Source organism: Mycobacterium sp. NGS16 (assembly GCF_059813225.1).
In genome coordinates this window covers 520,428-538,169 of sequence record NZ_JCALEE010000001.1, presented here as the reverse complement: position 1 = coordinate 538,169, position 17,742 = coordinate 520,428, and the positions used below count along the sequence as shown (strand labels likewise).

Annotated in this window: 10 protein-coding genes; 4 read left to right on the top strand and 6 right to left on the bottom strand. The window is 70.5% G+C overall.

From position 1 onward, the window contains the following. Nucleotides 1-156: 156 nt before the first annotated feature. Nucleotides 157-717 carry a hypothetical protein gene (locus AC5Y4Q_RS02630; RefSeq protein ID WP_234786384.1) on the bottom strand — a complete coding sequence of 187 codons (561 nt, stop codon included), beginning with the start codon at nt 715-717 and terminating at the stop codon, nt 157-159. An 11-nt stretch (nt 718-728) separates the two neighbouring features. Beyond that, nucleotides 729-2,597 (bottom strand): glutamine--fructose-6-phosphate transaminase (isomerizing), encoded by a 1,869-nt coding sequence (gene glmS / locus AC5Y4Q_RS02625; RefSeq protein WP_064921401.1) that lies wholly within the window; start codon nt 2,595-2,597, stop codon nt 729-731. 141 nt (nt 2,598-2,738) lie between these two features. Between glmS and AC5Y4Q_RS02620 the strand changes: the two genes are divergently transcribed. Next, nucleotides 2,739-3,578, top strand: a complete 840-nt coding sequence (locus tag AC5Y4Q_RS02620) for a dienelactone hydrolase family protein (protein ID WP_499957862.1) — start codon at nt 2,739-2,741, stop codon at nt 3,576-3,578. Between the two features lie 70 nt (nt 3,579-3,648). Here the strand turns inward: AC5Y4Q_RS02620 and AC5Y4Q_RS02615 are convergent, their stop codons facing one another. Next, the gene (locus AC5Y4Q_RS02615; RefSeq protein ID WP_499957861.1) at nt 3,649-6,852 is read right to left on the bottom strand and encodes a PGRS repeat-containing protein; all 3,204 of its coding nucleotides are present in this window, start codon (nt 6,850-6,852) and stop codon (nt 3,649-3,651) included. A gap of 59 nt (nt 6,853-6,911) precedes the next feature. After that, on the bottom strand, nt 6,912-8,099 hold the full coding sequence (gjpA, locus tag AC5Y4Q_RS02610; protein ID WP_499957859.1) for an outer membrane porin GjpA: 1,188 nt from the start codon (nt 8,097-8,099) through the stop codon (nt 6,912-6,914). A gap of 337 nt (nt 8,100-8,436) precedes the next feature. On the opposite strand from gjpA (AC5Y4Q_RS02610), the gene AC5Y4Q_RS02605 reads away from it, so the two are divergent. Further along, a complete protein-coding gene (locus AC5Y4Q_RS02605) occupies nt 8,437-10,239 on the top strand; it encodes a fatty acyl-AMP ligase (protein WP_499957858.1) in 1,803 nt (600 codons plus the stop codon). Between the two features lie 72 nt (nt 10,240-10,311). On the opposite strand, the gene AC5Y4Q_RS02600 is transcribed toward AC5Y4Q_RS02605, so the two are convergent. Continuing rightward, nucleotides 10,312-13,092 carry a PGRS repeat-containing protein gene (locus AC5Y4Q_RS02600; RefSeq protein ID WP_499957857.1) on the bottom strand — a complete coding sequence of 927 codons (2,781 nt, stop codon included), beginning with the start codon at nt 13,090-13,092 and terminating at the stop codon, nt 10,312-10,314. An 84-nt stretch (nt 13,093-13,176) separates the two neighbouring features. Next, nucleotides 13,177-14,373: an outer membrane porin GjpA gene (gene gjpA / locus AC5Y4Q_RS02595; protein WP_499957855.1), complete on the bottom strand. Its 1,197-nt coding sequence runs from the start codon at nt 14,371-14,373 to the stop codon at nt 13,177-13,179. A 279-nt stretch (nt 14,374-14,652) separates the two neighbouring features. Between gjpA (AC5Y4Q_RS02595) and AC5Y4Q_RS02590 the strand changes: the two genes are divergently transcribed. Next, entirely contained in the window at nt 14,653-15,696 is a 1,044-nt protein-coding gene (locus AC5Y4Q_RS02590; RefSeq protein ID WP_499957853.1) for an LLM class F420-dependent oxidoreductase, read from the top strand. Between the two features lie 78 nt (nt 15,697-15,774). Further along, nucleotides 15,775-17,598, top strand: coding sequence for a fatty acyl-AMP ligase (locus tag AC5Y4Q_RS02585; RefSeq protein WP_064921409.1), 1,824 nt, complete (start codon nt 15,775-15,777; stop codon nt 17,596-17,598). Nucleotides 17,599-17,742: the final 144 nt, after the last annotated feature.

The following is a 17,742-nucleotide window of genomic DNA, read 5'->3' as shown; positions in this document are numbered from 1 at the left end:
ATTGGGCAAGGCTGCTCTCCCTTACTCTGGATGGTCGACGACAACGGCTGCATCGTCTCATCGCGGCCGTGCTTGCCGCCGAGTTTTCGAAGTACACACGACCCGAATCGAGCGGCTGCAATCGAATTCCGGCGCTGCCGCCGAATCTGTGCCGCGTTAGAAGACTTCGCTGTGCGGTGCCGCGATGACGAACCCGTGCGTTACCGCCGGGGCACCGTTCTTGGCACCGTTCTCGTGCGCGGCCTGGAGTACGCAGACCACCTCGGTGCCCAGCGGACTCCCACAGACCAGCGATTGGGTGGGCGAGAAATCCCAGAAGACGATCTTGTGGCCGGGCACCAGCATGATCGACGGAACCTTGGCCGGATCGCCGAGGAGCCCGGCGGGCGCCATCGGCAGAAACTGCGCCGGACCGTTGCCGTCCGCATAGACGGTGCCCAGGCTCACGCTGCGGGTTCCCGGCGGCGCTCCCACGAAATTCCCGGCACACGCCACGCTGTGCGTGACTTTCCCACGACTCTTCCGGCAGGCCAGACCCGAGGGGGTGGTAAACGCCAGATCCGGGATGCCGGTGAGGTCGCTGACAGTGCCGGGCAGCGGTCCGCTGTCATCGATGAGCGGATTGAGGTCGGGAACCTCGTTTGCGGCAACGGCATTGGGTACCGGCACGAGCATCGCCACCGCGGCGCAGACCACCGCCAGCAATCGTCCCAACACCGAGAGTTCCCCTATTCGACGGTGACCGACTTGGCCAGGTTGCGCGGCTTGTCGACATCGTAACCCCGGGCCTGCGCCACCCCGGCGGCGAACACCTGTAGCGGGATGGTCGACAACAGCGGCTGGTAAAGCGTTGGCACTCCCGGGATTTCGATCAGATGATCGGCGTAGGGCCGCACCGTCTCGTCGCCCTCCTCGGCGATCACGATGGTGACTGCGCCGCGGGCCTGGATCTCGCGGATGTTGGAGAGCAGCTTGGAGTGCAGCATCGCGGCGTTCTTCGGCGAGGGCATCACGACGATCACCGGCAGGTCGTCCTCGATGAGCGCGATCGGGCCGTGTTTGAGCTCACCGGCGGCAAAGCCCTCGGCGTGCATGTAGGCCAGTTCCTTGAGTTTGAGCGCGCCTTCCAGTGCCACCGGGTAGCCGACGTGCCGGCCCAAAAAGAGCACAGCACTCGATTTCGCGAACCGCCGCGCCAGCTCGGCGACCGATTCCATCCCGTCGAGCACCCGCGCCACCAGGTCGGGCATCGCCTCCAGTTGCCGGTACTCGCGCTCGACCTCGTCGGGGTATTTGGTGCCCCGGGCCTGGGCCAGTGCCAGCCCGACCAGATAGTTCGCGGTGACCTGGGCCAGAAACGTCTTGGTCGACGCGACGCCGATCTCCGGTCCGGCCCGGGTGTAGATCACCGCGTCGCACTCGCGCGGGATCTGTGAGCCGTTGGTGTTGCAGACCGCCAGCACCTTGGCCTTCTGCTCCTTGGCATGCCGGACGGCTTCGAGGGTGTCGGCGGTCTCGCCGGACTGGCTGATCGCCACCACCAGGGTGCTGCGGTCCAGAACCGGGTCGCGGTAACGGAATTCGCTGGCCAGCTCGACTTCCACCGGCAGCCGCGTCCAGTGTTCGATCGCGTACTTGGCCAGCAGGCCGGAGTGATACGCGGTGCCGCAGGCCACCACGAACACTTTGTCGACCTCACGCAAGTCCTGATCGGAGAGCCGCTGCTCGTCGAGCACGATCCGGCCGTCCTCGAAGTGACCGAGCAGAGTCTCGGCCACCGCGGTGGGCTGCTCGGCGATCTCTTTGAGCATGAAGTACTCGTAGCCGCCTTTTTCGGCGGCCGACAGGTCCCAGTCGATATGAAACGGGCGAGCAGTGCCGGTCATGTCCTGGCCAGAGAAGTCGGTGATGCGGTAGCTCTCGGCGGTGATGACCACCGCCTGGTCCTGGCCCAGCTCGATCGCGTTGCGGGTGTAGGGGATGAACGCCGCCACGTCCGAACCGAGGAACATCTCGCCCTCGCCGATGCCGACCACCAGCGGGGTGGAGCGCCGCGCCGCCACGATGGTGCCGGGCTCGTCGGCGTGGGCGAACACCACCGTGAAGTGCCCCTCCAGCCGGCGCAGCACCGCCAGCGCCGAGGCCACGAAATCCCCGGCGGTGTCGCCGTGGCGGTACTGGCGGGCCAACAGGTGGACGGTCGCCTCGGTGTCGGTCTCGCTGGTGAACTCCACGCCCTCGCGCTCCAGCTCGTCGCGCAGCGCGGAGAAATTCTCGATGATGCCGTTGTGCACCACGGCGAATTTCGAGGCCGCGTCGCGGTGCGGGTGTGCGTTGCGATCGGTGGGGCGGCCGTGAGTGGCCCAGCGGGTGTGGCCCAGCCCGGTGCCGCCGGTCAACAGGACCGGATCGGTAGCGGCCAGTTCGGCTTCGAGGTTGGCCAGCCGGCCCGCGCGGCGGCGGATAGTGAGCTGTCCGACACCGTCGACGACCGCGATTCCGGCGGAGTCGTAGCCGCGGTATTCCATGCGCCGCAGTGCCTCGACGACGACCTCGCGGGCGGGCCGTTGCCCGACGTAGCCGACGATTCCGCACATAGCTGTTCAGGGTAGTGCAGGGCTGGGGTATCTCTATATTCCTCGCTGCCCGGCCGTGACGGCGACGGGGAGTTCCACGACTTTCGCCAGGCCATGACCGTCGAGCCGCTCCGCGATACGTTCTTGCGTTAACGTCATCGGGTGGCGAGCATCAAGCGTCTGTACAGCGCATTGAACCGTCCGGGCCCGCACCGCGTCTTGCGCGGCGATCTGGCCTATGCGGGGCTGGCCGGTGTGGTTTACACCCCGGCGTCCGGGTACCGGCTTCCCGCGGTGGCGTTCGGCCATGACTGGCTGACCCGCGCCGACCGCTACGCCGGCCTGCTGGAGCACTTGGCGTCGTGGGGCATTGTGGCTGCGGCCCCGGACACCGGGCGCGGCCTGGCGCCGTCGGTGCTGGAATCGGCCGCCGGCTTGGGCCGTGCGCTGGAGATCGCCACCGATATCCGGTTGGGGCCGGGCCGGATCAGCATCGACCGCGGCCGGCTCGCGGTGGCCGGCCACGGTTTCGGCGGTTCAGCGGCGGTATTCGCCGCCGCCGGGTTACCGCTGAAACCCCAAGCGGTGGTGTCGATTTTCCCGACGGTCACCAGCCCCGCTGCCGAGCAGGCCGCGGCGGCGCTGGAGGTGCCCGGTGTGGTGTTCAGCAGCCCGGGCGACTCGACGGCACTGCGCTCCAACGCGGTCGAGCTGGCGCATGCCTGGCGGTCGGCGACGCTGCGGGTGATCACCAAAGCGTCGCCGGCCGGGCTGCCGCAGGGCGGTCGGCTGAGCGGGTTCTTCGGGCTGCCGACCTCGGATCGGCGCACCCAGCGGCGGGTGCGCGCCCTGTTGACCGGATATCTGCTGGCCCAGCTGGCCGGCGACAAGACCTACCGACCGTTCGCCGATCCGGACGTGCGGCTGCCGCATACCGAGCCGCTCGACGCACTGCCGGAACCGGCGAGCCACGAGGAGAAGATCGCCGCGCTGCTCAAGTAGGGCAGCTGCAAACGGCCACGGCCGCCGGGTCCTGTTCAGACCCGACGGCCGTGTCGTTGTTTGCCGGCGACTACCCGGCCGCGCCGACGCTGCCGTCGGCCCCGGCCGTACCCGAGGTGCCATTCGGCGTGCCGGTGCCGGCCGCACCCCCGGCACCGCCCTTGCCGAGCGCCCCGCCGGCCGCCCCGGCACCGCCGGACCCACCGTCGCCACCATGACCGCCGTCACCGCCGTCACCGCCCGCGGCGCCGTCGGTACCGGTCCCGCCGGCACCGCCGGCCCCACCGGCCGCCCCGGCACCGCCCTTGCCGGAGGTACCGCCGCCGGTGCTGGCACCACCGGTGCCGCCGGTGCCCCCGGTACCGCCAGTGCCACCGTCACCCGCGGTGTTGCCCGCGCCGGTCGCGGCGCCACCGGCGCCGCCCTTACCGCCGGCGCCAGCGGCCCCGCCGGTGCCGCCGTTACCGGTGCCCGAGGTGCCGCCGGTACCGCCATTGCCACCCGCGCCGCCGGCGCCACCGTTGGTACCGTCGCCGGCACCCGCCGAGGTGCTGCCGGCGGTCCCGGCCGCGCCCGCCCCGCCGGCGCCACCCCGGCCACCGGTGCCGCCGTTGCCGTCGACGGCGCTGGCTCCGGTCTGACCGGCCGTGCCGCTGGTGCTGGCGCCGCCTTGGCCCGCGGTGCCCGCGGCACCGCCGGCTCCGCCGTCACCGCCATTGCCGCCGGCCAGGCCGTTGCCGGCGCTGTCCACACCGCCGGCACCGCCGGCCCCACCGGTGCCGCCGCTGCCGCCCTTACCCGCGGCGCCGCCGTTGCCGCCGTTGCCGGTATTCGACGCGCCGCCGTTACCGCCGGCGCCGCCGGTGCCGCCGGCCCCACCGTTGGCGCCGTTGCCGCCCGCGGTCCCGGCGACGGTGTCCGTGGCGGTCTTGCCGGACTCACCTGCGCTGCCGGATGTACCGCTACCGCCGGTGCCGCCAGTGCCACCCTGTCCACCGTTGCCGGCCTCCGCGGTGCCGCCGTTACCGCCGGCCCCGCCGGTGCCGCCGCCGGTTCCACCGGTTCCACCGTTGCCGCCCTTACCGCCGTCGGCCGCGAGGGCGCCGTTACCGCCGTTGCCTCCGGCGCCACCGACCCCGCCGCTACCGCCGGTACCGCCGTTGCCGCCGTTACCGGCGTGGCTGGGCGCAACCCCGATGTTGTTGGTCGGCACGGCAGTTCCGGCGCTGTTGCCACCGTTGCCACCCGCGCCGCCGGCCGCACCGGCGCCACCGCCGGCACCATTACCGCCGTTACCGCCGCTCGCGGTGCCATTGCCGCCGTTACCGCCGGAACCGCCGACACCGACTGCACTGCTACCGCCGTTGCCGCCGTTACCGCCGATGCTCACGCCGGTGGTCGCGCCGTTGCCGCCGGCACCGCCGTCGCCGCCGGTAGCGCCAGTACCGGCGGTGGAGGACGGCCCGGCTCCGCCGTTGCCGCCGTTGCCGCCGACGCTGTAGACGGTGCCCGCAGTGAAGTGGTCGCCGTTGACGTCTCGCCACCCGGTGCCGCTACCGCCGGCACCGCCGTCACCGCCGTTGCCGGCCGTTCCCGCACCGGTCAGGCCGGTACCGCCCCCGGCGCCACCGTTACCGCCTTGGGCGTGGTTGCCAGAGAGCAGCCCCCCGCCGGCGCCGACGGTGCCGTTACCGCCGGCGCCGCCGTTGCCGCCGGTACCGCCGACGCCGCTACCGGGCGCACCACCGGTGCCGCCGTTACCGCCGTTGCCGCCGAAGGTCTGGACGGTGTCGTCATCGGTGGCTCCGTTACCGCCTGCGCCACCGTTGCCGCCCGCGCCCGCGGGCCCGCTGGCGCCGGCACCGCCGGTACCACCGTTGCCGCCGTTACCGGCAACGCCTTGGACACCGACAGCGCCGCTGGCGTCACCGCCGCGGCCGCCGTCACCACCGGCAGCTCCGACGTGGGATCCGGTCGAGGCGCCGCCGGCACCACCGACGCCACCGTTGCCACCGTTGGTGACACCGGCGCCACCGGCGCCACCGACACCCCCGGTGCCCCCGCTGCCATCACCGGCGTTAGCGCCGGCGCCGCCGGCACCGCCGTTACCGCCCTTGAGGCCGTCGCCACCGACACCGCCGGCGGCACCGTTGCCGGCGACACCGCCGCTGGTGCTGCTCATGGGATCGCCGCTGCCGCCGCCGGCACCGCCGGCCCCGCCGGCCCCGCCGTTACCGAGGTAGTTGCCGTTCTCATCCTTGAAGCCGTCGCCACCGTTGCCGGCCGCGCCACCATTGGCTCCGATGCCGGCCTGGCCGTGCTCCCAGAAGTTGCTGCCGGCCGCACCGCCGGTGCCGCCGGAACCGCCGTTGCCGCCGTTGACGTGGTCAGCCGTGCCGGCGGCGCCGTCACCGCCGGCCCCGGCCTGCCCGCCGTCACCACCGTTGCCGTAGGTGAAGCCGCCGCGTCCGCCGGCGCCGCCGCTACCGCCGTTGGATCCGTTACCGCTGCCGCCGTTGGCGAAGCTGCCGTTGACGCCGTTACCGCCGGCGCCGCCGGTGCCCCCGGTGCCGAGGAGCCACGCCACCGCGTCGCCACCGGCACCACCGGTGCCGCCCGCGATACCTTCGGCGCCGACGCCCCCGGCGCCACCGTCGCCGCCGTGGCCCATGAAGATCCCGCCCGTACCGCCGTTTCCGCCGGCGGCTCCGAGGCCACCCGAACCGCCGTCGCCGCCGTTGCCGAAGAAGCCGAGCGCATTGCCGCCGTTGCCGCCGTCAACGCCGTCCTGGTCGCTGTTCCAGCCGGCACCGCCGTCGCCGAACCACAGACCGCCGTCACCGCCGTCCGGGTTGTCCGCGGTTCCGGCGGCACCGTCGCCGATCAGGTACTGCCCGGCCATCTCGTTGATGGAGTTGTTGACCATCGCGCCGAAGTCGCTGTTGATCCACGCCTCGATACCGGCGTGCAGCGGCAGGTAGAACCACTGGTCGAGGATGCTGCCCATGTCGAAGGCGGCCGCCGAGCCGGAGAAGTCGAAGGCCGCGAGCCCCGGGTCGACGTCGGCGCCGGCGTCGGCGTCGGCCGGAAAGATGCCGGTGAGCCAATCGAGATTGAACAGGTCCTCGACGTCGGCATGGGCCTGCGGCGCGCCGGCCAGCGGGCTCATCCCGAGGGCCAGGAACGCTGCTGCCGCACCGCCGGCACCTATCGCTCGGTTGCGGTGCCGGAGTTTTCCTGCACCGGTCTGGTTGCGGGTGTAACGACGAGTCATGGGAAGACCTTTCGTGGTGAAAAGTTCGGCTATGGGGATTTCAGGCGGGAGGGGCGGGATCAGCCGAGCAGCCCGAGGTCAGCCAGCAGGTCGCCGAAGGCGAAGCTGTCGGCCATCGAGCTGCCCGCGCCGCCGTCGTCGGTGCCGTCATCGACGACGAAGCCCTCCGGCGCCGGGATGCTGAAGACCGGGTCCTTGCCGCTCCACGAACCCCAGCCAAGCTGCGAGCCGATCACCTGCGAGACACCCAGCCAGGCGCCGAGCGGGCCGATCGCATCGCTCGGCGCGTGCAGGTCGCCGACCACCGGGATGCCGGAGATGTCGAAGCCGATGCTGTTGAAGATCGACCCACCCGAGGCGGGCGCCTGGGCGATCTCGTTGCCGTCGGGGTCCAGCACGTGCATCGGGTCGGCGGTGACGTGGCCGCCGGTGCTGAACCAGCCGCCGAAGGCGAAGTCCAGGTGGGTGATCTCCATACCGCCCGGCAGGAGACCGGCGTCGTTGATCGCCGGCAGCAGGCTGTCGAGGTTGAGGGTGGCGCCGTTGAGTGAGGCGTCGAACATGTTCGCCGGGATGTTGAGCAGGCCCTGGAACGCCGCAGTGGTGTCACCGTCCTTCAGAGCGTCGCTGAACTCCTGCAGGCTGTTGGCGAGCGCGACGCCGGGGGCGATGAACGGGCTGACCGAGGCGAGCATGACCGCGCTCATCGGTGACCCGAGGAAGTTGATGATCGGGGTGAGCGTCTCGGCCTGGTCGGCGGGCAGGAAGCCCGGGACCTGGCTGAAGATGATTTCGTGCCCACCGGCCAGGTTGCCGAGCAGATAGCTGCTGTCCATGGTGTGACGGATGACGTCGTTGATGGTGTCCTGATCGGCGTTCATCAGCGTCAGCGACGACCACGCGTTCTTCAAGTCGGTCTGCATGGCGTTGGTCATCGCGGGGATGGTCGACGGGTCGTCGATCATGCTCTGCAGGTACTCCGACATGCGGGACGAGAGCTGGGTGAAGCCGATGTCGGGCGCCGCGTTGTAGGAGGCCATCATCCGCGCGATGTTGTCCTGCGCGGTGTTGTAGGCCGCTTCGAACGGGGCGAAGAAGTCGGCGAGACCGAAGCTGTCGGCGGTCAACGCCACGTCTCGGGCGATGTTGCCGGTGTATACCGGCGCGACGGTCGGCACGACGGCGACGAGGCCGGCGCCCACGATCGCGACACCCGCGGTGGCGTAGGGACGAAGTGCTTGGTGCATCAACAATCTCCTCGGAAAGGGTTGCCGCACCTTCAGGCGCGTGCAGGGCGTAAGTGAAGTTAGCTAATACAGACCTTAGAAGCAACTCAGGGCACAAGTGGGCGTGGATGTGACGCACCGCACCGGCCGGTGAGCGCTCCGATGCCTGCCAGGCGCATTGACCTGCCGTTTTCTGAACTCCCAGCGTCACGCAGAATCACATTACGTTTACATCCGCATTCGTCCACTTTAGTGAAACTGGCTATAAGAGTAGGGAAATACTGAGAAGAACGCCTTTTCGTGTCCGCGAAGCCCTGCCGGTGCTGCCCTCGCGGTCGCGGCGGATATCTTTGAGCCCGTGCCTCCCGACCCGGCTTCCGTGGTGGATCTGCTTCGTCGACAATCCGATCGATACGGCGACAAGCTCGCGTTCGCGTTCACCGTCGACGGCGAGACGGAAGCCGGCCGGCTTACCTACTGCGAACTCGACCGCAAGGCGCGGGCGATCGCCGCGGGGCTGCAGCGCCGGGGCGCGGCCGGTCGGCGCGTGCTGGTGATCTGCCGCCCCGGCCTGGACAGCATTGCCGCCTACTTCGGTTGCCTGTATGCGGGCGCCGTCGCGGTCCCGGTGCAGGATCAGCTGGCCCGGTTGATGACGATCGTTCCCGATGCCCGCGCCGGTTTCGTGCTGGCCGACGCCGAGACGCAGAACCGGTTCAAGGCCGCCGTCGACGGCATGGTCCGCCGGCCACCGCAGTGGGCGCTGCCGGATGCGCCGCTGGAGGACGCCGACAACTGGGCACCCCCGGATGTCGACGGCTCCACGACCGCGATGATGCAGTACACCTCCGGCTCCACCCGGGCGCCCAAGGGGGTGGTGCTGAGCCACGCCAACCTGCTGCACAATCTGGGTGCCATCGAGGAAGCCTGGGGCGGCTATGAGAACGACCTCGCGGTGTCCTGGCTGCCGCTGCACCACGACATGGGGCTCATCGGCGGGATTCTGGGCACCGTCTACGTCGGCTGCAGCACGGTGCTGTTGTCACCGGCCGGTTTCATCGCCCGCCCCCTCCGCTGGCTGGAGACCGTTTCGCGCTACCGCGCCACGGCGACCGTCGCGCCGAACTTCGCCTACAACCTGTGCGTCGAGCGCAGCACCGGCGACGAACGGGCCGCGCTGGACCTGTCCTGCCTGACCACGGCGATGAACGGCGCCGAGCCGGTGCACGCCGAGACGCTGCGAAGGTTCACCGAGGCGTTCGCCGACGCCGGCTTGCGCCCGCAGGCTCTGATGCCGGTGTACGGCCTGGCCGAGGCCAGCCTGCTGGTGTCGGGCGGTTCGTCCGGCGACGCCCCGGTGATCCGCTGGATCGACCGCGCCGCCCTGGGCGAGGACCGCGTCGCCGACGCCGATCCCGGTGCCGACGGCACGGTGAGCATCGTCGGGTGCGGCCGGCCGCGGGGTGGCCAGCGCATCGTCATCGTCGACCCGGAGAGCCGTCGGCCGCGCGGCGCCGAACAGGTCGGTGAGATCTGGGTGGCCGGGCCCAGCGTCGCGACCGGGTATCGCGGTAAGCCCGAGGACACCGAGAAGACGTTCGGGGGGTATCTGGCCGAGACCCGAGAGGGCCCGTTCCTGCGCACCGGGGATCTGGGCTTTGTGCACGACGGCGAGTTGTTTATCACCGGGCGCTGCAAGGACCTGATCATCCTGACGGGCAATCACTACTACCCCGCCGACCTCGAGGCGAGCGTGCAGTCATGTCACCCGGTGCTGCTGGCGGGGCGCGGCGCCGCGTTCGCGGTCACCTCGGAGTCCGGCACCGACGAACAGCTCGTGGTCGTGCAGGAGGTGGCCGGCCAGCGCATCCGCGAGACCGACCTACCGCATCTGGTTGCCGCCGCCGGCGCCGCGCTGGCCAAGCACCACGGCATCGTGCCGCAGCGGCTGGTGCTCGTCGATCAGTTGACGATCCCCACCACTTCCAGCGGCAAGATCCAGCGCAGCCGGTGCCGGGAGATGTTCCTCGCCGGGGAGTTGGCGACGCTGTTCGAGTGGACCGCCCCGGCGGCCGACAGGGATCCGAAGGCCGCAGCGGAGCGGGCTGCGCTCATCCAGCAGGCGGTGGCGCAGCACTATGCGAAGAATCGGCAGGGCTGAGTGGTCAGCCGCTGAAACGACCACGGTCGCCGAGCCGGAGCCCGGCGACCGTGGTCGCTTTCGAATGATCGGCTACGTGCCGGGCTTGCCGGCCGCACCGTCGCTGCCGGCGGTACCGGCGCTGCCGTCCTGACCCGGCGTGCCGGTGCCGGTAGCGGCACCACCCGGACCAGCGGCACCCGCCGCTCCGCCGTTGCCACCGTCACCGGCCGCCCCACCGGTGCCGTTGCCGGCGCCGCCGGTGCCGTGGGCGCCACCGTTGCCGCCGGTCCCGCCGTTGCCACCGTTGCCGCCATTGCCGCCGTTGTAGCCGTTGCCGGTGTCGGGGTTGGTGCCACCGGCACCACCGGCCCCACCAGCACCGCCGTCACCGCCGGTGCCACCGGCTCCACCGTTGCCACCGGTCCCGGAGGTCGAAGCACCGCCGACGCCGCCGTTACCGCCGGTGCCACCGGTGTTGCCGTTGCCGCCGTTGCCACCGGCCGAGGGAGATTGGCTGGGAAGCGCCGGGATGCCGCTGGTACCCGCAGCGCCTTGGTCGGCGGTAGCACCGGCTCCACCGGCCCCACCGTCACCACCGTTGCCGGCCACCGCGGTGCCACCGGCACCACCGTTGCCGCCGTTGCCCGCGATGACACCGCCGCCGCCGGCGCCACCCGCGCCGCCGGTGCCGCCGTCGACCGAGCCGGTGGCGTTACCGCCGCCGCCGCCAGTACCTCCGTTGCCACCGGCGCCACCGCCATAGGCATGGCCGCCGGCACCGCCGGCACCGCCGGTGCCCGCGTGGCTGTCCCCGAAGCCAGCGGGTCCGCCGGCCGGGGTGGCCACACCGCCGCTGTTACCGCCGGTGCCGCCGTTGCCGCCGGCACCGCCGTCACTGTGGGTGGACAGGCCCGAGTAGCCGTCGGCGCCCATGCCGCCTTGGCCACCGTCTCCGCCGGACGCAGTCCCGTTGCCGCCGTTGCCGCCGTTACCGCCGGCCCCACTCGCCCCGCCGCTGCTGGAGCCACCCTGTCCGCCGGCCCCGCCTTGGCCGCCGACGCTGACCACGCCCGCCCCGGTCGCGCCGTCGGCGCCGTTGCCGCCCTGGCCACCGGTGCCGCCGGTGCCGGCGGAGCCGCTACCTCCGCCGCCACCGCCCTGGCCGCCGTAGCCACCGGCACTCCAGGTGGTGGTGCCGTCGTTCCAGCCCAGGCCCTTGCCTCCCGCGCCGCCATTGCCGCCGGCGCCGCCATCCCCGGTGGTGCTGAAGCCACCGGTACCGCCGCCGCCGCCGTTGCCGCCGCGCAGGGTGCCGTCGCCGCCGGCCGCGCCGTTGCCACCGGCGCCGCTGGTGCCGCTGTTGCTGTTACCGCCCTGGCCGCCGTAACCGCCCTGGCCACCGGTGGTCGCGACCGTAGCGTCATCGGTGGCGCCGTTACCGCCCAGGCCACCGTTGCCGCCGGCACCGCCGGTGCCGCTGTCGCTGTCGCCACCCTGGCCGCCGCCGCCGCCCAGGCCGCCGATGCCGCCGGCCGCGGTGGCCAGGCCGCCCTTGCCGCCGTCACCGCCGAGCCCGCCGGTGTTGGCGCCCAGCGAGCTGCCGCCCTGGCCGCCTTGGCCGCCGTTGCCGCCGGAGTTCCAGGGGAAGGTCTCTCCGGCGGGGTTGATACCGGTACCGTCGCCGCCGTTACCGCCCGTGCCGCCGTTGCCGCCGTGCTCACCGCTACCGCCGGCGCCGCCGGTGCCGCCGCCGCCGCCCTGCCCGAGGTAGTCGCCGGTGACCGAGTCGATGGCTGCGCCGCCGCCGTTACCGCCGTTACCGCCGTTCGCGCCGTCACCGGCCGCCCCGGCGCTGCCGTAGAACGATCCGGCGTAGTAGTCCGAGCCGCGGGCGCCGCCGGCGCCACCGCTACCGCCCTGACCACCGGTGCCACCGCTCATACCGTCGGTGGCTCCAGTGATGCCGTTACCGCCGTTGCCGGCTGTGCCGCCGGCGCCGCCCTTGCCGCCGTCGCCGAACATGAAGCCGCTGCGGCCACCGGCGCCACCGTTACCGCCGGCCCCGCCCGCCATGCCAACACCGGTGCCGCCGTTGGCGAGGGTTCCCGCCGCGCCGTCCATTCCGGCACCGCCGACGCCACCGGCGCCACCGTTGCCGAAGAACCAGGCCGCAGCTGCGCCGCCGTTACCGCCGGCGCCGCCGGCACCACCGTCAGCGGTCGCGGCACCACCGGCGCCGCCGTTACCACCGTTGCCCATCCACCAGCCGCCGGCACCGCCGTCACCACCGGCCGCACCGGCGCCGCCGGCGCCGCCGTTACCACCGTTGCCCAGGAAGCCGAGCGCGTCGCCGCCGTTACCGCCGGCCACACCGGCCTCGTCGCTGCTCCATCCGGCGCCACCATCTCCGAACCACAGCCCGCCGTCGCCGCCGTCGGGCGAGTCCTCGGTGCCGGCAACACCGTTACCGATCAGGTACATGCCCGACCAGTCGTTGATCATGCCGTCGATCTGCTGGCCGAACGGGCTGGTGATCCAGAGCTGGGTCATGGTGTGCAGCGGCTCATAGAACCACTGGTCCATGATTCCGGTCCATGAGAACGGGTCACCGGCCGCGCTGCCCGCGCCGCCGAAGAGCGCGTCGAAGTCCCAGGTGGCGGCGCCGGTGTCGGTCGACGTCCACGAGCTGAACAGATCGCCGAAGATGTCGCCGAGGTCGAAATCGGCGTCGGCGTGCGCGGCGGGTGCCCCGGCTAACGGCGCCATCCCGAAAGCCAGGAACGCGCCCACCGTGCTGGTGGCGCCGATCACCCGCTTGCGGTACCGCGCTCCGGTGTTATCAGGCTGGTTGGTGCTGTGACGACGACTCATTTGCGAACACCTCTCCTGTGAAGCGGTTCAAAAAAGCAGTGTTGAAGGTTGTCAGGGGACTGTCGGAATAGCGGGCGAGCCGGCTCAGATGTCGACGCCGAAGAACGCGTTGAGGACGTCACCAAGGTCCATGCCGGCGAGCGGACTGGCCACAGCGTCGCCCGCGTCCGGAGTTGCGCCCCCGTCGTCGAACAAGCCGTCCGGGATGGTCGGGAAGTCGATCCCGGGCCACGGCGGGTCGACGTGGACCGGGCCCTTGCCGTCCCAGCCGGAGCCCAGCAGCGCCCCGACGGTCTGTCCCCACGCCTCCATGGCCGCGATCGGGCCGACGGCATGGCCGCTGATTGCCAGGGGAATCCCCGGCAGGATGCCGGTCGTCAGGGTGATGCCGAGGCTGTTGAACATCGATCCGCCGACCGCCGGGACGTCGACCGTCGTGCCGTCAACGTCCACCTGGTACGGGCCCACCGCGACGTCACCCGGGGTCAGCATGCCGCCCAAGGCGAACTCGAGGTGAGTGATGTTGGTGCCCTCCGGCAGCAGGCCCAGGCTGTTGATCATCGGGATGAGGCTGTCCAGGTTGAGGGTGGCGCCGTTGAGGTAGCCGTCCATCCAGCTGGCCATGATCTGGTTGAAGCTGTCGCCATCTTGGATGCTGTTCATCATCGCGACCCACGGGGCGAGCGACGGTCCCAGCGAGCCGATGATGATGGCGCTCAGCGGCGAGGCCATGAAGTTCACGATCGGGGTCGCGATGTCGGACATGTCGGCCGGCAGGAACTGCGGCAGCAACGCGAAGAGCGCATCGTGACCAAGGGCGAAGGTGTTCAGATCCGAACCGCTGAGGGTATGCACCCCCACCGTCCCGAGGGTCCCGGTCAAGTCGCCCAACCCGAAAGTCCCGTCGGCGTTCTGCAGGGTGTAGCCGGTCAGCACCGCGTCTAGGTTGCTCTGCATCTGCTGCATCACGTCCGGGATCTTGGACGGGTCATCGAGGATCGACTGCCAGAACTGGGTCTGGTTGGCCAGGAACTGCTGGAAGCCCACGCCGGGGGCCAGCAAGAAGTTCTGGGTCAGGATCGTGGCGTTCTCCGAGGCCTTGTTGAACACCTCCGTCCATGGCGCCATCAGGTCGGGCAGACCGCCCGCGGTGAGGGCGACATCTCGGATGGTGGGAACGCTGGCCACAGGTGCCGCTACCGGCGTGGCAGCGATCAGGCCGGAGCCGACGATCGCGATGCCGGCGGTGACGTAGGGGCGAAGGGTTTGCTGCACAGCCATCTCCTTTTGTGAGGTGCCGCCCTCGGCGAGCGTCTCAAGGGGCCGGACGCCGCCGTGTTGCTCCTGAATTCACACTTATTAACTGATGTGAAATAGGACACTATCCGTGAGGAAGCTAAGACACAAGCATCTTCGTCAAATATTTGTCCCGGTTTTTCGGAAGATGATCGCCCTCGGGCTGCGATACCCATCGTTAACCTATGCGCTTGCTAAGAATCCGGTGGAACGCTGTGCACTTTCTGCCACGCGGTAGCCGGCCGACACTGGTATTTGTCAGAGATGCGAATCGGTGTACAGCTGTCCTATTCAGGTGGATTCAAAGAGGCGGCGGAGCAGGTCATCGAGCTGGAGCGGGCCGGAATCGACGTGGTCGCTGTAGCCGAGGCGTATTCGTTCGACGCGGTCAGTCAGCTGGGCTACCTGGCAGCCAAGACGTCGCGCGTGGAGCTCGTCTCGGGGGTGCTGCCGATCTACACCCGAACGCCCGCGCTGCTGGCGATGACGGCCGCGGGCCTGGATTTCGTCTCCGACGGCCGGTTCCGGCTGGGCATCGGGACCTCCGGGCCGCAGGTGGTGGAGGGTTTCCACGGCGTGCCGTTCGACGCCCCGCTGGAGCGCACCCGTGAGGTGGTGCAGATCTGCCGGGCGGTGTGGCGCCGGGAACGGGTGAGCTATGACGGCAAGCACTATCAGCTGCCGCTGCCGGCGGGCCGCGGCACCGGGTTGGGCAAGCCGTTGCAGCTGATCAACCACCCGGTGCGCGAGCGGATTCCAATCTCCATTGCTGCACTGGGCCCGAAGAACGTCGAACTGACCGCCGAGATCGCCAACGGCTGGCAGCCGGTGTTCTACTACCCGGAGCGCGCCGCCGAGGTGTGGGGTGACGCACTGAAAGCCGGTGCAGCCAAACGGGATCCGGAGCTGGGCCCGCTCGACATCATGGTGGGCGCCTCCCTGGCGATCGGCGACGATGTCGACGACCGGCTGGCGTGGGCAAAACCGCAATTGGCGCTTTACATCGGCGGCATGGGCGCCAAGGGCCGCAACTTCTACCACAATCTGGCCACCCGATACGGCTTCGGCGAAGTGGCCGACCGTATCCAGGAGCTGTATCTGTCCGGGCGCAAGACCGAGGCGATCAACGCCGTACCCGACGAATTGGTGCGGCACACGTCGTTGATCGGGTCACGCGGATTCGTCGCCGAGCGCATCGCCGCGCTCGCCAAGGCGGGCGTCACAACGCTGCTGGCCGGTCCGCTGGCCCACGAGCCGGGTGAGGCGCTGCGCTTTGTGGAGGAGCTGCGCGCGTTGGCGCCGGCCTGACCCCGGTCGCCGCCGCCGGATGCGGGCCGAGGGTGGGCCGGGTGTGTCCCACGACACCCCGCGGGCCAAGATAGGGCCATGGATTTCACGCCCACGGTGACGACGCCCATCGCAGAAACCCTGGTTGAGCTGCTGCAACGCCAAGCCGAGCGGTTCAACGACAAGGTGGCGTTCAGCTTCTCCTACAACGGCGACGACGAAGGCCGCAGTGAGCTGACGTTCCGCGAACTGGACCGCCGGGCCCGCGCGATTGCGGCGAACCTGCAGCGCCACGACGTTGTCGGAGAGCGGGTGCTGGTGCTGGTGCGCCCGGGGCTGGACTTCATCGCCGGGTTCTTCGGCTGCCTCTACGCCGGTGCAGTCGCGGTTCCGGTACACCAGAAGCTGGCGCCGCGCCTGGCGGTGGTCGTCCCGGACGCGCAGGCCCGCTTCGCGCTCACCGCCGGTGAGACCCAGCAGGCCACCCGCAGCGCAGTCGCCGGGATCCCCGGCGAACCGGAGCACTGGTTCTTCACCGACGCCGGCGCCGATCCCGACACCTGGGTCGCCCCCGACATCGACATCAACTCCCCGGCCGCCATCCAGTACACCTCGGGCTCGACCCGTTCACCCAAAGGTGTGCTGCTCAGCCACGGCAACGTGCTGCACAACGTCGACGCCATCCGTCAGGCGTGGAACGGCGATGAGAACGCCAAGGGTGTCTTCTGGCTGCCGCCGCACCATGACCTGGGCCTGATCGGCGGGATCCTGTCGATGCTCTACATCGGGGCCAGCACGGCGCTGATGTCGCCGACCGCGTTCATCAAACGTCCGATGCGCTGGCTGGAACTGGTGTCGGCGCATCGCGGCGTGATCACCGCCGCGCCCAACTTCGCCTACGACCGGTGCGTGGAAACCAGTACGCCCGAAGAGCGTGCGGCCCTTGACCTTTCCTGCTTGACCGTCGCCATGAACGGAGCCGAGGCGGTGCGCGCCACGTCGCTGGCGGCCTTCGCCGATGCCTTCGCGCCGGCGGGTTTCCAGATCTCGTCGTGCTACCCGGTGTACGGGCTGGCGGAGGCCACCCTGCAGGTGTCGGCGGGCTGCCCCACCGGGATGCCGGGGGTGCGCTACGTCGATCGGGTCGCGCTGGCCGAGGACCGCATCGTCGACATCGCAGCGGACGATCCGGCTGCCGCGACGTTCGTGGGTTGCGGTCAGCCGCGCGAATCCGACGTGGCGATCGTTGATCCGGTGACTCACCAGCCCTGCGGACCCGACGAGGTCGGCGAGATCTGGGTCGCCGGGCCCAACGTCGCGCTCGGCTACTGGAATAGGCCCGAGGAGACCGCGGCGACGTTCGGAGCGCGGCTGGCCGCGCCGGGCGACCCGAACCGGGGACCGTTCCTGCGCACCGGCGACTACGGGTTCTTGTGTGGCGGTGAGCTTTTCACCACCGGGCGCTGCAAGGACCTGATCGTCATCGATGGGCACCGCTACTACCCCAACGACATCGAGTTCACCGTCCAGCAGTGCGACCCGGTGCTGGTGTCCGGCCGGGGCGCGGCGTTCGCCACCGACGCGCCGCCCGGCGGCGTCGAGCAGTTGGTCGTCGTGCACGAAGTCGACAGTGCGCGGGCCGGCGAGACCGACCTGGACGACGTCATCGACAGGATCCGGACCGCAGTCGCCACCCACCACGGAATCGCGGCCGACGCCGTGGTTCTGGTGCACCACGTATCGATGCCCACCACCTCGAGCGGCAAGATTCAGCGTGGCCAGACCCGCCAGCAGTTCATCGACGGTGGTCTCGCGGTGGTCGCCGAATGGCGCACGTCGGCCGATGAGATGTCGCTGGAGCAGCTGGAGGCGGCGGCCAAAATCGTTTCGGCGCTGCAGACTTGGGGCACCCGCCAGGGGTGAGGTTCAGCCGGGGTTCAGCGGGTTGATCCAGCGCAGGCCGGGGAATCGCTGAAAATCGGAGTCCGCAGAGGCGAGTTCAACGCCGTGTTCCATCGCGAGAGCTGCAGGTTGTGCACCGGCCACCAAGTTGCCGGTGACGTCGCT

Excerpts from the sequence above, each read along its gene's own strand:
- glmS (WP_064921401.1), bottom strand. The coding sequence starts at position 2,597 with ATGTGCGGAATCGTCGGCTACGTCGGGCAACGGCCCGCCCGCGAGGTC.
- AC5Y4Q_RS02615 (WP_499957861.1), bottom strand. The coding sequence starts at position 6,852 with ATGACTCGTCGTTACACCCGCAACCAGACCGGTGCAGGAAAACTCCGG.
- gjpA (WP_499957859.1), bottom strand. The coding sequence starts at position 8,099 with ATGCACCAAGCACTTCGTCCCTACGCCACCGCGGGTGTCGCGATCGTG.
- AC5Y4Q_RS02600 (WP_499957857.1), bottom strand. The coding sequence starts at position 13,092 with ATGAGTCGTCGTCACAGCACCAACCAGCCTGATAACACCGGAGCGCGG.
- gjpA (WP_499957855.1), bottom strand. The coding sequence starts at position 14,373 with ATGGCTGTGCAGCAAACCCTTCGCCCCTACGTCACCGCCGGCATCGCG.
- AC5Y4Q_RS02590 (WP_499957853.1), top strand. The coding sequence starts at position 14,653 with ATGCGAATCGGTGTACAGCTGTCCTATTCAGGTGGATTCAAAGAGGCG.
- AC5Y4Q_RS02585 (WP_064921409.1), top strand. The coding sequence starts at position 15,775 with ATGGATTTCACGCCCACGGTGACGACGCCCATCGCAGAAACCCTGGTT.